The organism is Bacillus sp. AFS015802 (assembly GCF_002561455.1).
In the GTDB taxonomy this organism is placed as follows: Bacteria; Bacillota; Bacilli; order Bacillales; family Bacillaceae_B; genus Rossellomorea.
The window spans coordinates 123,604-140,232 of the sequence record NZ_NTUP01000003.1 but is presented as its reverse complement, the minus strand read 5'-3'; the positions used below and the strand labels follow the sequence as shown (position 1 = coordinate 140,232).

The 16,629-nt window shown below is 43.4% G+C and carries 21 protein-coding genes; 5 read left to right on the top strand and 16 right to left on the bottom strand.

The genetic code is table 11. The features are described from left to right. Positions 1-23: 23 nt before the first annotated feature. The gene (locus CN378_RS02290; protein WP_098350310.1) at positions 24-944 is read right to left on the bottom strand and encodes a CobW family GTP-binding protein; all 921 of its coding nucleotides are present in this window, start codon (positions 942-944) and stop codon (positions 24-26) included. A 207-nt stretch (positions 945-1,151) separates the two neighbouring features. On the opposite strand from CN378_RS02290, the gene CN378_RS02285 reads away from it, so the two are divergent. Next, positions 1,152-1,874 (top strand): AlbA family DNA-binding domain-containing protein, encoded by a 723-nt coding sequence (locus CN378_RS02285; protein WP_098350309.1) that lies wholly within the window; start codon positions 1,152-1,154, stop codon positions 1,872-1,874. On the opposite strand, the gene CN378_RS02280 is transcribed toward CN378_RS02285, so the two are convergent. The 5 genes from CN378_RS02280 to deoD all read right to left on the bottom strand — a co-directional run bounded on the left by CN378_RS02280 (position 1,862) and on the right by deoD (position 6,957). Beyond that, entirely contained in the window at positions 1,862-2,800 is a 939-nt protein-coding gene (locus tag CN378_RS02280) for an LCP family protein (protein WP_098350308.1), read from the bottom strand. The genes CN378_RS02285 and CN378_RS02280 overlap by 13 nt on opposite strands. A gap of 124 nt (positions 2,801-2,924) precedes the next feature. After that, on the bottom strand, positions 2,925-4,328 hold the full coding sequence (locus CN378_RS02275; protein WP_098350343.1) for a lmo1851 family serine protease: 1,404 nt from the start codon (positions 4,326-4,328) through the stop codon (positions 2,925-2,927). Positions 4,329-4,524: 196 nt separating this feature from the next. Further along, a complete protein-coding gene (locus CN378_RS02270; protein ID WP_098350307.1) occupies positions 4,525-5,091 on the bottom strand; it encodes a YitT family protein in 567 nt (188 codons plus the stop codon). Between the two features lie 167 nt (positions 5,092-5,258). Further along, positions 5,259-6,101, bottom strand: coding sequence for a M15 family metallopeptidase (locus tag CN378_RS02265; protein ID WP_098350306.1), 843 nt, complete (start codon positions 6,099-6,101; stop codon positions 5,259-5,261). 151 nt (positions 6,102-6,252) lie between these two features. Then, on the bottom strand, positions 6,253-6,957 hold the full coding sequence (deoD, locus tag CN378_RS02260) for a purine-nucleoside phosphorylase (protein ID WP_098350305.1): 705 nt from the start codon (positions 6,955-6,957) through the stop codon (positions 6,253-6,255). Positions 6,958-7,051: 94 nt separating this feature from the next. On the opposite strand from deoD, the gene CN378_RS22465 reads away from it, so the two are divergent. Both CN378_RS22465 and CN378_RS22460 read left to right on the top strand, forming a co-directional pair. Then, positions 7,052-7,210 carry a hypothetical protein gene (locus CN378_RS22465; protein ID WP_179884761.1) on the top strand — a complete coding sequence of 53 codons (159 nt, stop codon included), beginning with the start codon at positions 7,052-7,054 and terminating at the stop codon, positions 7,208-7,210. 18 nt (positions 7,211-7,228) lie between these two features. Continuing rightward, positions 7,229-7,372, top strand: coding sequence for a hypothetical protein (locus CN378_RS22460; RefSeq protein ID WP_179884771.1), 144 nt, complete (start codon positions 7,229-7,231; stop codon positions 7,370-7,372). 68 nt (positions 7,373-7,440) lie between these two features. Here CN378_RS22460 and CN378_RS02255 read toward each other — a convergent pair whose 3' ends face one another. From CN378_RS02255 to CN378_RS02245, 3 genes are all read right to left on the bottom strand, one after another. Beyond that, the gene (locus CN378_RS02255) at positions 7,441-7,761 is read right to left on the bottom strand and encodes a YodL domain-containing protein (RefSeq protein ID WP_098350304.1); all 321 of its coding nucleotides are present in this window, start codon (positions 7,759-7,761) and stop codon (positions 7,441-7,443) included. A gap of 96 nt (positions 7,762-7,857) precedes the next feature. Beyond that, complete coding sequence (locus CN378_RS02250; protein WP_098350303.1) at positions 7,858-8,628, bottom strand: sporulation protein; 771 nt, start codon at positions 8,626-8,628, stop codon at positions 7,858-7,860. A gap of 18 nt (positions 8,629-8,646) precedes the next feature. Continuing rightward, positions 8,647-9,444, bottom strand: coding sequence for a serine/threonine protein kinase (locus CN378_RS02245; RefSeq protein ID WP_098350302.1), 798 nt, complete (start codon positions 9,442-9,444; stop codon positions 8,647-8,649). A gap of 302 nt (positions 9,445-9,746) precedes the next feature. Between CN378_RS02245 and CN378_RS02235 the strand changes: the two genes are divergently transcribed. Further along, positions 9,747-10,838: a DUF2515 family protein gene (locus tag CN378_RS02235; protein ID WP_179884770.1), complete on the top strand. Its 1,092-nt coding sequence runs from the start codon at positions 9,747-9,749 to the stop codon at positions 10,836-10,838. A gap of 121 nt (positions 10,839-10,959) precedes the next feature. On the opposite strand, the gene CN378_RS02230 is transcribed toward CN378_RS02235, so the two are convergent. After that, positions 10,960-11,136 carry a YozD family protein gene (locus CN378_RS02230; protein ID WP_098350299.1) on the bottom strand — a complete coding sequence of 59 codons (177 nt, stop codon included), beginning with the start codon at positions 11,134-11,136 and terminating at the stop codon, positions 10,960-10,962. 124 nt (positions 11,137-11,260) lie between these two features. Between CN378_RS02230 and CN378_RS22455 the strand changes: the two genes are divergently transcribed. Continuing rightward, entirely contained in the window at positions 11,261-11,431 is a 171-nt protein-coding gene (locus CN378_RS22455; protein ID WP_179884769.1) for a hypothetical protein, read from the top strand. On the opposite strand, the gene CN378_RS02225 is transcribed toward CN378_RS22455, so the two are convergent. From CN378_RS02225 to CN378_RS02200, 6 genes are all read right to left on the bottom strand, one after another. Beyond that, complete coding sequence (locus CN378_RS02225) at positions 11,415-12,074, bottom strand: hypothetical protein (protein ID WP_098350298.1); 660 nt, start codon at positions 12,072-12,074, stop codon at positions 11,415-11,417. The genes CN378_RS22455 and CN378_RS02225 overlap by 17 nt on opposite strands. A 199-nt stretch (positions 12,075-12,273) precedes the next feature. Continuing rightward, entirely contained in the window at positions 12,274-12,498 is a 225-nt protein-coding gene (locus CN378_RS02220; RefSeq protein ID WP_098350297.1) for a YozE family protein, read from the bottom strand. A gap of 106 nt (positions 12,499-12,604) precedes the next feature. Next, on the bottom strand, positions 12,605-12,889 hold the full coding sequence (locus CN378_RS02215) for a YokU family protein (RefSeq protein WP_098350296.1): 285 nt from the start codon (positions 12,887-12,889) through the stop codon (positions 12,605-12,607). Beyond that, entirely contained in the window at positions 12,882-14,309 is a 1,428-nt protein-coding gene (gene kamA, locus CN378_RS02210) for a lysine 2,3-aminomutase (RefSeq protein WP_098350295.1), read from the bottom strand. The genes CN378_RS02215 and kamA overlap by 8 nt, the downstream gene beginning before the upstream one ends. Before the next feature lie 99 nt (positions 14,310-14,408). Beyond that, positions 14,409-15,242: a putative beta-lysine N-acetyltransferase gene (ablB, locus tag CN378_RS02205; RefSeq protein ID WP_098350294.1), complete on the bottom strand. Its 834-nt coding sequence runs from the start codon at positions 15,240-15,242 to the stop codon at positions 14,409-14,411. 115 nt (positions 15,243-15,357) lie between these two features. After that, on the bottom strand, positions 15,358-16,623 hold the full coding sequence (locus CN378_RS02200; RefSeq protein ID WP_098350293.1) for a peptidase: 1,266 nt from the start codon (positions 16,621-16,623) through the stop codon (positions 15,358-15,360). Positions 16,624-16,629: the final 6 nt, after the last annotated feature.

Sequence of the window (16,629 nt, the reverse complement as noted above, 5' to 3'; positions counted from 1 at the left end):
TATGGAATTCCCCCACCCCTGGATTATTCCGTCACGTCAATTTCCTGTAAGGAGTCTATGATTACTTGTTTATGTAAATCTTCTCCGATTATGACGAAATTGGTGGGATAATTCATTTCCCCAGGCATAAAAAGCGGCATGCCGTATGAATATTGAAATAAGGTCGGATAGGACCTTCCCTGAAGCGGGACATATCCTTTCATTCTGTAGATGGTATCAGGTTGAGCCCTCACCCATTCTTCAAAGACTTCTCCCTTTACCTTCCCCCTGAATGTATAGACTACCGCCTGCAGTGTCAAATGACCCCCAAGGGAGGCATGGTCATGGGCTTCCCTTTTTTGATCGTACCTTAAAGCTAAGATATCTTTCATTGAGACTTGAGAATAGTTCGTTAAATACACCTTGGCATTCGGATTGATTTGCTGTAATTCATATGAGAAGGTCCCCTGCTCCATTTCAGTAAGCAAGTCCATTTTATTCGCTACGATATATTGTGAATGGCGGATTTGTTCTCTCATCAAATGGAGAACGGCCGGACTGAAGTCCCCCCTGTTACGCCACTGCAGGCCATCGACGACTGTGACGATCCCCCTGAACTCAAATCGATCGGCAAACAACGGGGACAGGATGGAATCGACGACCTCCACCGGATGTGCAGCACCCGTCGTTTCGATAACCAATGCATCAAAGTCTTCGTTCAACAGAAGCTCCTGAAGCTGTGACTCCAACTTTTCTGATATCGTGCAGCATATGCACCCATCAAGAAGTTCCCGTAACGTCGTGTCATCATCAACCGCGTCACTGTCGATCGATACACTTCCTAATTCATTCATCAATACAGCCGGTTTAATATCCTTTTCCTTTAAGGACTTCAGAAATTCTTTCAGCAGCGTCGTTTTTCCGCTGCCAAGAAATCCGGATAAGATATATACATCCTTTTTCATGTCATCTTCCTCTCCATGTATTCCTAAACATATTCTATTAGAAAGTCGATGGGAACACAACGGACATTGAACAAACGGAAGAAGAAGAATTATTCATGTAAGAAGCGTTATCCACTTCATTTCACGCATAGAATGAAGTAAGTGACTGACAGTAGGTTACTGCACTATTTTATTTTGGTGATGAATCATTTAAAGGTGGGAGTGTTCATGTATTATGAGAAGATTGTTCCGCTCAAGTTAAGAGACTTTTTGAAGAATCCTTCTCATGAAACATTGAAGGATCTGTTGCTTCATAATACCGGCGAAACAGATTATGTGGACTTTAAATCCGATTGGATCGAATTTACCAAGATGGCGAAACATATCCTGGCGATATCCAACACAGGAGGTGGATGCATCATCGTCGGGGTGATGCAGTTCGATGACGGGTCGGTGGATTTAAAGGGATTGACCGACGAAGAATTTTTGGATAAAGCAGATGTCGATAATAAGCTGCAACATCTGCTGCCAAAATATTTGCGATATAGAACGGAGGACTTCATCTTTCCTGAAAGCACGCATCCGCTGAGCCTTAAACGATTCCAGGTTCTTATCATTGATTATGATCCAAGGTACGTTCCTTACACTTCCATCGTTACACGGGGGGAATTGCGATACGGAGCCATCTACGCCCGGCAAGGTACAAAGACCGTTGAAGCCACTCACGATAAATTAGTGGATGTCATCCTCCGTAAAGTTCAGTCAGGTGGGTCTGACAGCGATGAACGAACATTAAAGGAGCACCTAGAGCATGTAAAGATCCTCCATCTTGAACACGACACGGCTGAAGATCAGAAGTACAAGAACTATCTGCACGACTTGATCCTGAGAAAAATGAAGAAGATTGAAACGTTCCTGGACCTTGATTCTTCTGAATTTCATTCATGGTGATTTACACTTAGGAACTCCTTAATGGCTTCTCGATTCTTCTGTTCATCCATATCCAGAACCAGCCCTGCATGCGCCGTCGGGAGATCGGCAAAGCTTCCTTCCACCGGTACGCGAAGGGTTTCCACTTTGTCGATTGGATTTAGCAAGACAGTCATCCCGTATTTCATGATCTCGCTTATGGGAGCGGAGGTTTTAACGTTCTTCATTCCCTCTCTGATGATGGAGATGAGAGTCGACATCCCTTCACCCGTTTGCATTTTTTCCATCAGGCTCTTTTCTGCTAATAGCATGATTTCCTGCTGTCTTTCAACGCGTCCAAAATCACTGTTTATATCCCCTCTAAACCTCACATATTGCAGGATTTCTTCCCCTTTTAACACCTCTTCCCCAGGCTTCTTCGACCATTTCCAGTGATTGATCATCGGCTCGGTTATCGTAACCTTGACCCCTGCAGGAAACACGAGATCCATCATACTGATGAAATCATTGAAGTCAATCTTCACGGTATGATGTATGTCCAGATTGAAGTTTTTCTGTATTGTTTCAGTAAGCAGTTCCTCACCACCCCATGAATAGGCATGATTGATTTTGCTCTTCTCATGTCCGGGAATGTCCACGAAGGTATCCCTCATGATGGAGACGATTTTTATGCTTGATGATTGAGGGGTGTATTGGGCCACCATCATCACGTCAGCACGAGCAGGCTCACTCAGGCGTTGATCAGAGCCAATCAGAAGAAAATTGACCGGATCCTCATTTTCATGAAGGACAAGCGGAAACACGGATTTATCCCTCACATTTAATACATTAGCGGGGGACAGACCTTCATCTGCGGCAGGTACCCTTTTATCACCCCAAAAAGGGGAACAGCTTACCACGATCAAGGCAGAAAGCAGTATAGACAGGATTAACATCATTTTTTTCATTGGATCACCTCATATATACTTTCATTGTTGGTAAGCAAAGAACATTCTATACGAGGGATCAGGAACCAATAACTCCTTGTCAAAAAAAAAACGATCCCAGATGACATCATCTGAGATCGTTGGTTTAGCTCTCTTTATTTAGAATTTCTATCGCTTTTTTCAATTGTGGGTCGTTTTCTTTCAGCTTCTCCCTAAGGTCGTTCATAAGCTTCAAGATGGTCTCCCCGTTCAGTGTACCCGTCACTTCCAGGTCATTATCCCCTTGGAACTCCTTAACGGCTGTGGTGGTATCTTTATCGTAATAACCATCCACTTTACCAGGATTCAATTCCAATGCCTTCAGCATCTGCTCTGCTGTTTTCACCCCATCAGATAGATCTTCCTGCTTCAATTCCTTATCAGGGTTGATATAAGGCAGCTGGGCATAGTCAGGCATTTTCACTTCGACATCCGGTTTGATCCCTTTTTCATGTATCCAATTCCCTTTAGGTGTCAGCCATTTCGCCGTCGTGAACTTCATATTCGATCCGTCTTTGAACGTTTCTGCCGTCTGGACGGTCCCCTTACCGAAAGTCTTCGTTCCGATCAGAGGAATATCATTTGATTCGCTGACCGCAGCAGACAAGATCTCGGCCGCACTTGCACTACCTTCATCCACGAGAACGGCTGTAGGAACGTCTACCTTCTGACCTGATTCCGAGACGTACTTCTCCACTTTACCGTTGCTGTCTTTCACCTGGAATAAGACTTCCCCTTCCGGCACGAACAGATTCGATATCTTGACCGCTTGATCCAGTAAACCACCCGGATTCTGTCTAAGATCAAGGACAAGTTTCTTCATTCCTTTATCGTCCATTTCATTCAACGCTTCTGTCAGTTCTTTATACGTATTCTCAGAGAAACTTGTGATTTGGATTACAGCGACACCGTTGTCTTTCATCTCTGCATAAACCGTTTCAATCGGTATCTCATCTCTTGTAATGGTTACTTCCATTGGTTTGTCCTGACCCGGACGTTGAATAGTCAAGGTTACCTTCGTCCCTTTTTCACCCCGGATCAAAAGGACGGCATCTGTCACTGACATTCCCTGAATGCTCTTGTCGTCTACCTTCGTGATGATATCATTCGGCTGCAGACCGGCTTTTTCTGCAGGAGAACCTTTAATAGGGGAGACGATTGATATATAACCTTCCTTCTCCTGGATTTCTGCACCGATTCCTTCAAATGAAGACGAGATGCTCTCCTCGAACTTCTTCGCTTCTTCCTCGTTCATGTAATCGGAATAAGGATCGCCGACGCTATCAATCATCCCGTTGATCGCACCGTTCACAAGTGTGTCCTGATCAAGATCCTTATAATAGTTCTGGTTTAACTTATCATAGGCTTCATATAGTTTCTGAAACTCTGAACGTTCTGTAACCCCTACGTTCACCGCTTTTTCATCTCCAAAGGCCAAGGCAAACGTTGTGATCCCTGCCGTCAGGAATACAAGGAAAAAGAGAAGCATGACAAATTTGAATTTTTTCATTTTTATAAAACTTGAATGGGTTTCTTGTTGCGACTGTTCTGTATGATCTTGTTCCAAAGCTTCCACCACTTTCGTTGCTATGTATCTTGTGTGAATTTTCGTTTAGAATATCATGAACCTTTCATCTTTAGCAATCTTAAGCTCATAACTTCTTCATTCTATCAGCTTTTCCATGATAGCGAAAGGAAAATTCATCTTAGTGATTATGATGTGTCAAAATCGTTGTAAAAAACCCTACCGTGCTGACAGCCAATAAGGAATATAAAAATGATTCCGTTCCTATCACGGACCATCCAGCCAAAAGAACAATACTGTCAAAGAGAAAGATCAGTTTCCCTACATTCCATCCGAAACTCTTCCCGATCAACTGTGCCATTAAATCAGACCCGCCTGTAGCGGAATTCCCCCTCAGCATGAGACCGATCCCGATTCCCACAAACGCACCTCCCAAAAAAGCACTCACAAGGGGAGAAAGACGGAAAATCGTATGCCATTGATAAAAAAAATCAATCATCAAAGAAGATAACCAAAGACCATGGATACTATTATAAAATAAGCTGCGGTCTTTAAAGAAAGCAAGCACATACAGAGGTACACTGAGGAGAATCATGGTAAGTCCCGGTTTGAAACCGAACCAATAATGAGCAATCAAACCAATCCCGATCATGCCACCATCCAGAAAATGATGAGGGACAAAAAACAGGTTGATGCCTAATCCGACAAAAACGCTCCCTATAACGATGATGCCAAATACCCTCATCATACAATCCACCCACCCATTCCCAAATTGGACAGCCCTATTACTGTTGTATGTGGGATGAAAGGGAAACAGAACAAGAGCGGTGGCAGGTGTGCCCCAGGAAAGAAGAAACTTACTGAACACACAATCAAAAAAGGTCAGGAACCTTCGTCCCCAACCTTTTATCATCTTTATATTTTCTTTACATTTTCAAAATATTCTTCAAGTGTCCAATCGTTTTCATGAATCACTTTGGCGGCTTCCATCCCGACATATCTAAAATGCCAAGGCTCATATTGATATTGAGTAATGGAAACCTTATCTTCCGGATATCTAAGAATGAACCCATATTTATATGCGTTCTCAGCCAGCCATTTTCCTTCTTTCGTTTGGGCAAATTCAATGTTCACCTGAAATTGATTGCTTTCACTGGAAATATCCATGGCTAATCCTGATTGATGTTCACTTTGTCCCGGAGGCGCAACGGCCATGACGGCTTTTTCTTTACCGAATTGGGCAATTTCCCTATCCAGGAGCATTTTTTGGTATTCATATGAACGGTATCCTGAAATGGCTGTCAGGAATACCCCCTGACTTTTTGCATCTGCAAACATTTTTTCAAGCTGTTCTGCCGCTTCTTTTCTGAGATGCGCTTTTTCAAGGTCCTGATTCCCAAATACGAAAGGAACGTTCGGACGGACGAGATCAGCCGGTTTGTATTCATCTAATGCATACTCCTTATTTACAAGTGCCAGTAGATTGGATGGATTCTGAATGACTTGTTTTCCGTCCACAACCTTTACATCATTGAAAAATTGGGACTCTAATTGCAGTTCTTCAGGAACCTCTTCTTCAGCAGGCTGTTCCGGCATTGCTTGTTCATCCTGCCCTTTGTCAGGCGTTTGCACCTTTGGTTTTTTTTCCTGAGTCTCTTGCTGTTTTTGGCCAAATAATTCTTCTGACCAATCTTGTACTTGCGAACATCCTGATAGCATCACCAAGGAGGCAGCAGTGACGAAGATGATCTTTTTCATACTTTCACCTAGTTTCTCTATAATGGTTCCATCCTCCATCTTACCATGAGAGAGGAATTATGTAAGCAGGAGAAACTTCACAAAAGGAAAAACTGCCTATAAACCCCCGGTCGGGAATGATAAGCAGTTTTTTTCGTATTTGTGTATAAGATTACTCCTGGATGGCCGCCTCTAGAGCCACTTCAATCATTTCGTTGAAAGTCGTTTGACGCTCTTCCGAAGTGGTTTCTTCTCCTGTCAGGATATGATCACTGACAGTTAGAACGGATAGTGCATTCCGGCCATACTTGGCTGCTAATGTGTAGAGGGCCGATGTTTCCATTTCGATGGCAAGAATGCCGTATTGAGCCCATTTCTCATGTTCTGCATTGTCATTGTAGAACATGTCGGCTGTGAACACGTTTCCAACCTTCAGATTAAGTCCTTTTTCCACTCCCGCATCATAGGCGCGTTTCAGCAGATCAAAGTTCGCTGTTGGGGCATAATCGATTCCATTGAATGTTAATTTGTTCATTTGAGAGTCAGTTGATGACGTCATCGCCAGGATGACATCACGAACTTTTACATCCTTCTGGATCGCACCGCATGTACCGACCCGGATCAAGTTTTGGACGTTATAGCTTTGCATCAATTCATTAATATAAATCGAAATGGATGGTACGCCCATTCCGGTTCCCTGCACAGATATTCTTTTCCCTTTGTACGTTCCTGTGTACCCAAACATGTTGCGCACTTCGTTATAGCACGTCACATCTTCCAAGAACGTTTCTGCTATGTACTTCGCTCTAAGGGGATCACCAGGTAATAAAACCGTTTCTGCAATTTCGTTTTCTTTGGCATTAATATGTATACTCACTGAACGTTTCCTCCTATCAAGACTGCCTGAAACACCATTGTAATCCTTTTTCATATCATATGCAACGCTAGTAAATGGAAGGATAGAAAGCTGAATGAGGGTCAAAATAAAGGTAGAAGGAGTGATGACCATGGCAAAAGAAAAAATGAGCAAGAAACTGAAGCAAGCCGTGCAGCATGCAAATGAAACCAACCCTTCTACACGGTCCGGGACACAACCGAACTCATCAAGAACAGAAAAACTCAAGTCATAGCAAGGGGGAAACACTTGGATGGGAAAAAAGCACCGAAATAGAATCAATGCCCCTAAGAAAAATAATCATATCCCAAAAGAAGCATTAGATGCCGAGCATAATGCACATGGGAAAGAAAATACGGGTCAAAATAGAAAAAACGGTCCCGGACATAATATGTAAGGACCTATAAAGAGGGAAAGAATCATGCTTAAGGCAGATTCTTTCCTTTTCCTATTGATATTCTTTATCTAATGAATGACGATCCTGTTCACTCTCTTCCAGCCATTTGGCTGCAGACGGTAATAGTGATGGCCTCTCCGTCCCTCGTCTATGAATACAATGTCCCCTGTTGCAATATATCTCCCTTGATAGTCCTTAGGAACCAAGTCAGGAACATTAAACGTTCGGAACGTCTGATACAGGGCTTCTTCATGATTATTTGCTTCCAGTGAGATTCGATATACCCTTTCGTAGCCTTTATCCTCTCCATAACGCGGAGTTTGGAAGATGGTCATGTCATAAGTCGATCTCAAAAGCTTTGGACGAATGATTTTTTCAAGTAAAGGCATGAGTACCCCTCCGTCAATTTGTCGTACTCATACTATTACACAAAGGGCGTGTCGAATCCTTCACAGAATCATAGGAATCTTTGTCGAATGGGATATTTACGCAAATTTGTCGATGGCTGCTTGAAGTTTTAATGCCAATTGGGAAACATCGGACGATCGGATTGTCATTTTCACGATGGATTCGTCCATCTCAAGGGCTTCTGCCAGGAATCCACCCAAGCCTCTCGCCCGTCTGTCCACTTCCAGAAGCAATTCAACCTGATCTTCGGTTTGATTAAGGAACATGACTTCCAGTTCATCTAATTTACGTTGATATTGGCCATTCACCGGCACGAATTCAAATTCCTGTATAAAGGGATATCTTCCCCTGTAGCGGCGCGGGGCCTGTTCGCATTCAACCTTGCGAATCCTGAACCCAAGCTCCTGAATAGAAGTCAGGATGGAGTTCGTCAACTGATTCGGTACGATTTCAATGTAATCTTTGTCCTTTGGATCTACTGCGTTTTTAATATCCACCCCTGTGCCTACCCACACCCTTGTGTTCCCATATGTAATCGGCGTTTCAAATGGCAATGTAAAGGTGAAAGGGAATTCTTTTGTTTCATTTTCAAGAACCGTGAATGGATCTGAAATTTGAACCTTTTGAATCGGAGCATAATCTGTATATTTCTTATCATCCGATTCACGAATATAGGTAGTGAAAAGCGTTAAATAGATCGCATCAACACTCTGTTCCGTACTGCCTCCCTTAATTTCCACCACACCGTTCACCGTTTCTCCCGCAACGTAGCTTGACTTCTCCAATTTCGTATCCACTGTCGCCGCTCCAATCCCTATCGAAGCAAACACTTTATTAAAAATTGACATAATTCCATTCCTCCTGGTTTATCGTTCCTGTATTGTGCTGATCACCATTGTTAAATCGTCCATCAGCTCCGAAGCATGATGGTATTCTCCCTCGATTTGCAGCAGTCTCCTTAAAATCGATTGGGTATCCCCATGGATGGAAAGCTCCTCTTCCCAGCTTTTTTCCCTTTTACTTATTGGCTCATAGGAAGAATACAGTAGAAATAATAAAAAGTGACCAATTGCATAAAAATCACTTTTCTTCGACTTATCCCTCATGTGATCCTTATGTGCTTCAAGAAGATTCGATTCATGCCGTATTTTACACGCAAGACCAAAATCGATGATATGGATGCCCCCTTCGTCAAAAAGGATATTCGGTATCCTCAAATCCCGGTGTACATACCCTTTTTCATGAATGAAATCCACTAATTTCACTACCTGCAAACCTATCTTTAAGGATTCTTCCTCGGAATACTTTTTTCCTTCCTGAAAGATCAATTCCTCAAAGGTACGACCATTCTTTTTTTCCATCAGGAAATAAGGGGTCCCTTTATACCCGCCCGCCATACGGAATTCAGGAAAGCACGGGTGCGATAAAGTTTCCAGTGCATTCCTTTCATTCCGGACATATTGGACGTGATTGGAAAATAACTTTTTGTAAGGGCGTATTCGTTTCAGGATGGCCTCTTCCCCACTCTCGAGCAGGACAGAATAGGTCGTACCATAGCTTCCCTTACCGACTAAACGGATGATTTGGAAACCATCGATCTTATCCCCTGGTTTCCAGGAATGTTCGAATGCATTGACGAGTCTGCGAAAAAGCATGTGTATCATCTATACTTCCTCATCTCATCAACTGCTGAAGAAACTTGAAAAAAAGCTTTTGCTCTTATGCTTTTTATAATGATGATGGCCGAAATGTTTATGTTTTGGTGATTTATATTTTTTCCAGGCGTCACTGGAGCTGTAGTGATGATGATGCTTAGAGCCTAATAAACTTTTAATGATTCTTTTCAACATAGTTAAACCTCCCAAAATTGTTTGAATTTTATTCGTATTAATATATACGAATCATTTGGGAATTGGTTTCAATCATGAGAAACCATTTTTCACATCATATTGAGAGGCGGGATCACTTGGTATATTCACCGTTTCTAAAGATCATAAACCTTTTCAAATCAGGTAAAGATGACCATATATCACCTCTTCTCGACTTAAAAACGATTACTCAGCTATACGACCTAATGAAGCGGGAAAGTGTTCCTGACATTTACTTCCCCGAAGATCTTGCCTTGTATACAGAGATTTTGGGAAAGGTCCAAAGGGGGAATGTAAATAATCTGACAAGAACTTCTTCCTATCTTAATCTTTTCAGTAAACACCCTGAACTGCACTGGTCTTTTCTTGCCCACATGGTTTCGAGAAATGCCGGTTATCATATGACCGATATCCGGAGTAACCTCCTCTCCCATGTATTGGATGACAGCGAACAACGAACCCTTTTTTCGTTTCTTGAACGTTGTAATGCTGCCATTTTTGAAGACGCCTACCCTCAATTATTACTCTATGAAGAGTGGAAATTGAGGGGCCGTTCACCCTTTCACCTTCTGAAAAAATTCAATGTATCAACATTCATGCGGATCATGTGGGAGGATTATCTCAAGACTTTTGATCGACGCGTATTGACGCTTGCACTCATTATGAATGAGCAGCACATGATTCAAAAGCGAATATTATCCGATCCCGATTTGAATATCGGAATCGAAAAATGGAAGTTCTTCCTGCAGGATCGATTGGAATTCACTTCCATCCTCTTTCCTTACGGTAAACACTCCCCTTTCTCTCTTGCAGGGCAATTTGTCAGTCACTTTGAAAAGGTGAACCGCAGAATTCTTTTGGGTAAAAAGTTATATAGTGTTTTATTTCACCCTACCGTCTTCCCAACTGCATTGTCCTTCTCGGCCCATCATCCCCATACCGGGTCAAGGGAGGATTATTGGCCGCATTTGTATTCAAAAGAGGAGAAAAAAAATCGACTGTTCTCACCCTCTTTGGGATCTGTCTGGGAGAACATGCCTCCTGACAATCATTCTACAGCTGACTGGTTCAGGAATCAGAGGGTAGAAGTGATGGAGCCCCTCCTGACGACGACGGTGCCCAACCGGTTCTCTATGACACGGAGATGGAAAGCCAGAACCTCCATCCTTATCCATTTAAAAAGGGATTAACTCAAAACAAAATGCCTCCATGCTTCATGAAGAAGGCATGAGAGACACTTAAGAGTTAATCCCCGTTATATGAATGGTCGTTCCATGCTAAGTGAAATCCATATAGATGGTCGAAAAGATTCTATACATCATCTTCCCATTCTTCATCAATGATACATTTGGCAATCAGATACTCGAATGTGATATCCGCTATTTCTTCCAGCTCATCTTCTGACGGTACATACCCTCTTTGAACGAGTTCTTTCATGAAGAACTCTGCAATTTCCTCGGTGTCGATAAAGACTTCTATCTCCCGCATGTGATCGCCCCCTTTGATTCTCAATTTATGACAATACCACCCCGGTTATGCCAGGTGAAAAAAGTTTTCATAAGACTTTAAAGACAAGCATAGACTTTATCATCAAAGGTAGAGGAGCGATACTATGTTACATACATTCACCCAAAAAACGAAATCGATGTTCAAGGATCTGGAAAAAGGGGAAGGGATGATCGTTTCAGGCATGCAATGGATCCTTCGTGTCATCCTGCTGTCATTCTTAGTCATTAGCGTTCCCGTTTTCCTGTATATCATGTGGCTTATTCCTTCTCTTTAACGATAGATTGTGAGTTTGTATGATTTCTCAACTGTTCCAGCACGTAGTCCATTTTGTTCTTGTATTTACTATCCTGGAATAAGAGGTACAGTGTTTTATAGTCATTGTAATGATCAAGAAGTTGATCAATCCAGGTTGGCTTCGGGGAAGCAGGTGAATGGAGCGATTTTGATTTCCCCTCTTTTTTTTGCGGGAATACGAATCCATATTTCTTTATGAATGCCTCTGCCTGCTCTTCATCTGCAACCAGGGTGATTTCATCTTCATCCGCCTCCAGCCACTCCCCATCTGTGATCCTCATTAATTCATAGATTACATCTTCCCAGGCATCATCTTTATACCGCCAGATTTCCGTCCTGAAACCCACCACTTTAAAGAGATCCTCTTCGTATCCCTTCACAATGACAAGGTCCCCGAACAAAAATTTATATTCAATATCGATCTGTTCCTGTTCAAAAATATATCCATCATAAGAATCAAGCAGTTCCAATGCTTTCTCCTTGAATAGCCCTTCACTTTCGTTGACTTCGTATAAAAACTCCCCGTCAAGCTTTTTGATATCGGTGATTTTCCCGACTGTACCATAGATTGTAACGACTACCGTTTCCCCAACTCTGAATCTAGGCTCTTTTCGTTTCTTCATTCTCCCCTCACCCTTAATCGCCTTTTTTATATGATATGCAATAACAATCATATCGGTATACACGAAATCCCTGACTATCTTTTCATTAGGGTAAGAAATGTTGTGAAGGATGGCATATCAATGAAGCAAACAACTAAAGAAAGCATTTTAAAAAAGGACCGACGTTTGTGAAGAACAAATGTCAGTCCGGTGGCTAAGGTTAATCTTTTTCTTCTAATTGATAATGATCCCAGGCCCTGTCGAAAATGGACATGCTGTCAAGATAGTGTCCATTCATTTCGAGGTAGGAGCTGATTTCATGGTACTGTTGTGATTGTTTTGGAAAGCTGTGATCATCATAAGCCGAATTGGCAAATCGTGTGATATCATCCTTCGCAGCAGGTTGCCTGTATTTCATTAAATAATGATAAAAGGACTTTCTCATCTTTTCCACCTACCCTTATTTCTTTTCTAAAAGGATAGCGGAAGAAGACGGATCCGTAAAGTGTTTGCCACTGATAACGCATATTCAGGCTGCTGACTCACACCTTCTAGAATCGGAAGTAATTTTTCTTAAGTAACCGGGGAAGGTCCATCAGGTCTTTATAAGATATCACTTTATCGATCAACCTCGTATCGATCAGCATCAGCTGGTCTTCAATCTCATTGATGATCGACTCCTCCTGGTATTCCATGCCGCAATGACTGCAGCAGAGGCCGGGGACCTTCGCAATCTGGATGGCCCTCGAGCCGTCGGGCAGCTCCCAGTATACATTGGTTTGATGAGGGTGGGCCGTTTTCTCTTCACACCATTCGCATGCTTTATTTTTATCCATCGAGGGTTCCTTCCTTATCTTCATTTTTTTCCTGCTTCATCTTTGAGAGCATGGCTTTATGCTTCTTCTCCTTCAGCTGATCCCTTTTTCCCCTGAAATCCTTGAGCGAATTGTGATCCGGATTTTCCTGATACTCCTTGCGACGCTCCAGGCGCTTGAGACCGGCGGGTGTGAGGGAAGAGTGAGTCTGATTCATCAATCCGGCAATTCCTATGGTCGGTTCCTTGAACTCCTGATCATGATAGACTTCTTTAAAGTAATCATCGGCCCTGCCTGCCACATATTCCTCCGGTTCCGGATAGGTGGAGATGACTCCCTCAAAGTTGCGTACAACGACCTTTGATGCACTTTGTGAAATCAAATAATTTGGTTGCAGGGATATCTTCCCTCCGCCACCAGGGGCATCCAATACAAAGGTTGGGACTGCGTAACCGGATGTGTGACCCCTCAATCCTTCGATGATTTCCAGCCCCTTGCTGACCGGTGCACGGAAATGGCCGATTCCTTCAGATAAATCACATTGATAAATATAATACGGACGAACGCGAATTTTCACCAGATCGTGCATAAGCTTCTTCATGATGGGCACGCTGTCGTTGATGCCTGCCAGGATCACCGCCTGGTTTCCAACCGGGACCCCTGCATCCGTAAGCATCTCACATGCTTTTTTGGACTCTTCGGTAATTTCAATGCTTGTATTAAAGTGAGTATTCAACCACACCGGATGATATTTCTTTAAGATATTACACAGGTTTTCTGTGATTCGTTGCGGAAACACGACAGGTGCCCTCGTTCCAATCCGGATGATCTCAACGTGGGGGATGTCCCTTAGATTTTTTAAGATGTATTCGAGGATTTGATCATTGATCAGAAGACCATCCCCTCCAGAAAGCAGTACGTCCCTTACGCTCTCGGTTTCACGGATATAGTGGATCGCTGCATCAAGCTGCTTCTTCGGCACACCCATCCCGATCTGTCCTGAAAACCTCCTTCTCGTGCAGTAACGACAGTACATGGAACACTGATTGGTGACAAGAAACAACACCCTGTCCGGGTATCTGTGAGTCAATCCGGGAACGGGGGAATCCTCATCTTCATGTAAAGGGTCTTCGAGGTCATACTTCGTTTTATGGATTTCCCGGCCTATGGGAACGGATTGCATCCGGATCGGACAGCGGGGGTCATCCTCATTCATTAGCCATGCGTAGTATGGGGTGATATTTAACGGTATCGTCTTGGTTGAAATCCTGACACCTTCTTCTTCCTCGGGGGTCAAGTTCACCACTTTCTTCAAGTCATCAAGGGTTCTGATCGTGTTGGTCAGCTGCCATAACCAGTTATTCCATTGTTCATCCGTCACATCTTTCCAGAGCTCAATATCCTTCCAATCCCTCTTTGGTTTATAGAGATTCATTTTCATCTACTCCACCAACTTTCCAAAAGTTTCTTTCCGTTAGACTCTCATACCGTTACATCGTCCACGAAGAAAAAACAGCCCGCCTATCAACCAGCTATCATTCTATCTTTCACTCAAATCTCTTTCCCATATGTTCATATCTTCCATTTTGTCAAAGATGATGCAGTTATTCGCCAATCTCCCTCCATACCGGTAGCCAAGCTGATGAAAGACTGCATTCATGCCAAATGAAAGAGCCCTTGCAATCGTATAGGCACAGAAGATATTTTGTTTCACCAACTCATCTTCCAACCTCCGCAAAAGATGCTTCATATACCCGCCCTGTCTATGGGAAGACCTCGTGGCGCAGTCTGTGAGTTCAGCGTTCTTGTTTGACAATGATATTTCAGCAGAAGCCGCGCTGATGATCTTCCCATCCTCCTCGATGTACACAAAGATTGTCCCATTTTTAATGGATTGTTTAACATAGTCAGGATCATGTAATGGTACAGGATAAAGCTTGAAGACTTCCTGATAAAGGTCCGTTAATTTCCCTGCGTCCCCCCCGGTGGCAACTGAAATCATTCCCGATTCCGCCCTCTCTTGCCTTTCAAGCTGTTGGACCGCTTGGAGAATGTCGTCCTCTTTCCTCCAATAGGCACTGTTCCTTCGGTCATCCGTCAGAAATTTACTCATAAAGAATGCCCGATCCCCATTAAAGTAACCGTTTACTCCCCCTTCCAAAACAAAACCCTTTTCCAAAAAATAGGGCACATGGGCTGACCTTGCTTTTACGATGACTTTTTCGAACGAGTGAGATTGCACCTCATTCATCACATACTCCCATACGCTTCCCGCGTTCCCCCTGAACTCATCCACCCGGAGCCGTCGATTGTAGTCGTCTTTATATATGACCGCTTCCAGTTTCGGTAGTTTTATATATTCGTATGTTTGCATTCTTATAAGCCCCTTTTTAACAAACATATGAGAAGAAGGGATAAGTTATGAAACAATCCACCATAAAAAGGGAACAACCCGGTCCCTGACAAGTTGTTCCTTCCCGTTGGATAGATCAAGAGTGTTTATTACACCAATCAATGATAAAAAGGGCAATAATTTCTGAGGATTGATAAATCCTTTCTAATTCGATGTATTCGTTTGCGTCATGGGCCACTTCGGTTGTGCCAGGCCCAAAGACCACCACTGGGATATTGCCCCCCTGGGACAAAATCCCGCCATCCGTTCCCCATGGAGATGCTTCGATGATCGGGTCCGTTTCCATCACGGCTCTTGCATGGTTAGACAGAGTCTTCACCAGTTCATGGTCACTTGGAAGGTTGCCGGGCTGCCAACGCCCCCCAAACCATTCCACCTCAACCGGGTGCTCTTCAAACCATGAATCCATTGATTTCAGGTTGATGATCTCCGTTATGAATTCCTGCTCCACCTCATGAAGTGTTTCCCACGGACCGACTCCAATCCTTCCTTCAATGACAGCCGAATCGGGTACGGAAGAAGGCCATTTACCGCTTTCAATCCTTCCGATGTTAATGGGAAGGGGTATCGGTATATTTTTATATAATGGATCATTCACCTTATCGTTACGTGCCTTTTCCAATTGTTGAAGAGCATGAATGACTGTATACGCTTTGTCAATTGCATTCACCCCTTCATACCTGGTCCCTCCATGTGCCGATTTCCCCTTCACAGTCAGACGGAACCACATGGACCCTTGCTGTTTTGGGAAGATCTTCATATTTGTAGGCTCAGGAATGATGGCCGCATCCGCTTTGTACCCTCTAAGTAATGCAGCTAACGTACCCGTTCCACCGCTTTCCTCCTCTATGACACTCTGAAAGATGACATCCCCTTTCAGGGGGATTTCCAACTCCCTTATCACTTCAATGGCTAGCAGCAGAGCAACGGAACCCCCTTTCATATCCGTTGCCCCCCTCCCGTAGAGCTTCCCGTCCTCGATGACTCCGCTATAGGGATCATGGGACCAATCCTTCCTGTCCCCTTCAGGCACAACATCGATATGTCCATTTAAGAGAAGGCTTTTGCCCCCGCCCTTCCCTTTAAGGACCCCAACTACATTGGGATTTCCTTTGAAATTTTGTCGGTCACATCGATAAAAAGGATGGAATTTCAGATGATTTTCGTCTATTTCCCATATGTCCAATTCCAAGCCAAGCTTCCTGCACTTTTCGATCACAATCGCCTGTGCCTTGGATTCGTTCCCCCTGACACTATCCTCCTGGACCAATCTTTGCAGAAGCTTAATCGTACTTTTCTTTTTTTCTTCTATTATTTCTCTGATGCGGCGATGCGTTTCCATATGGTT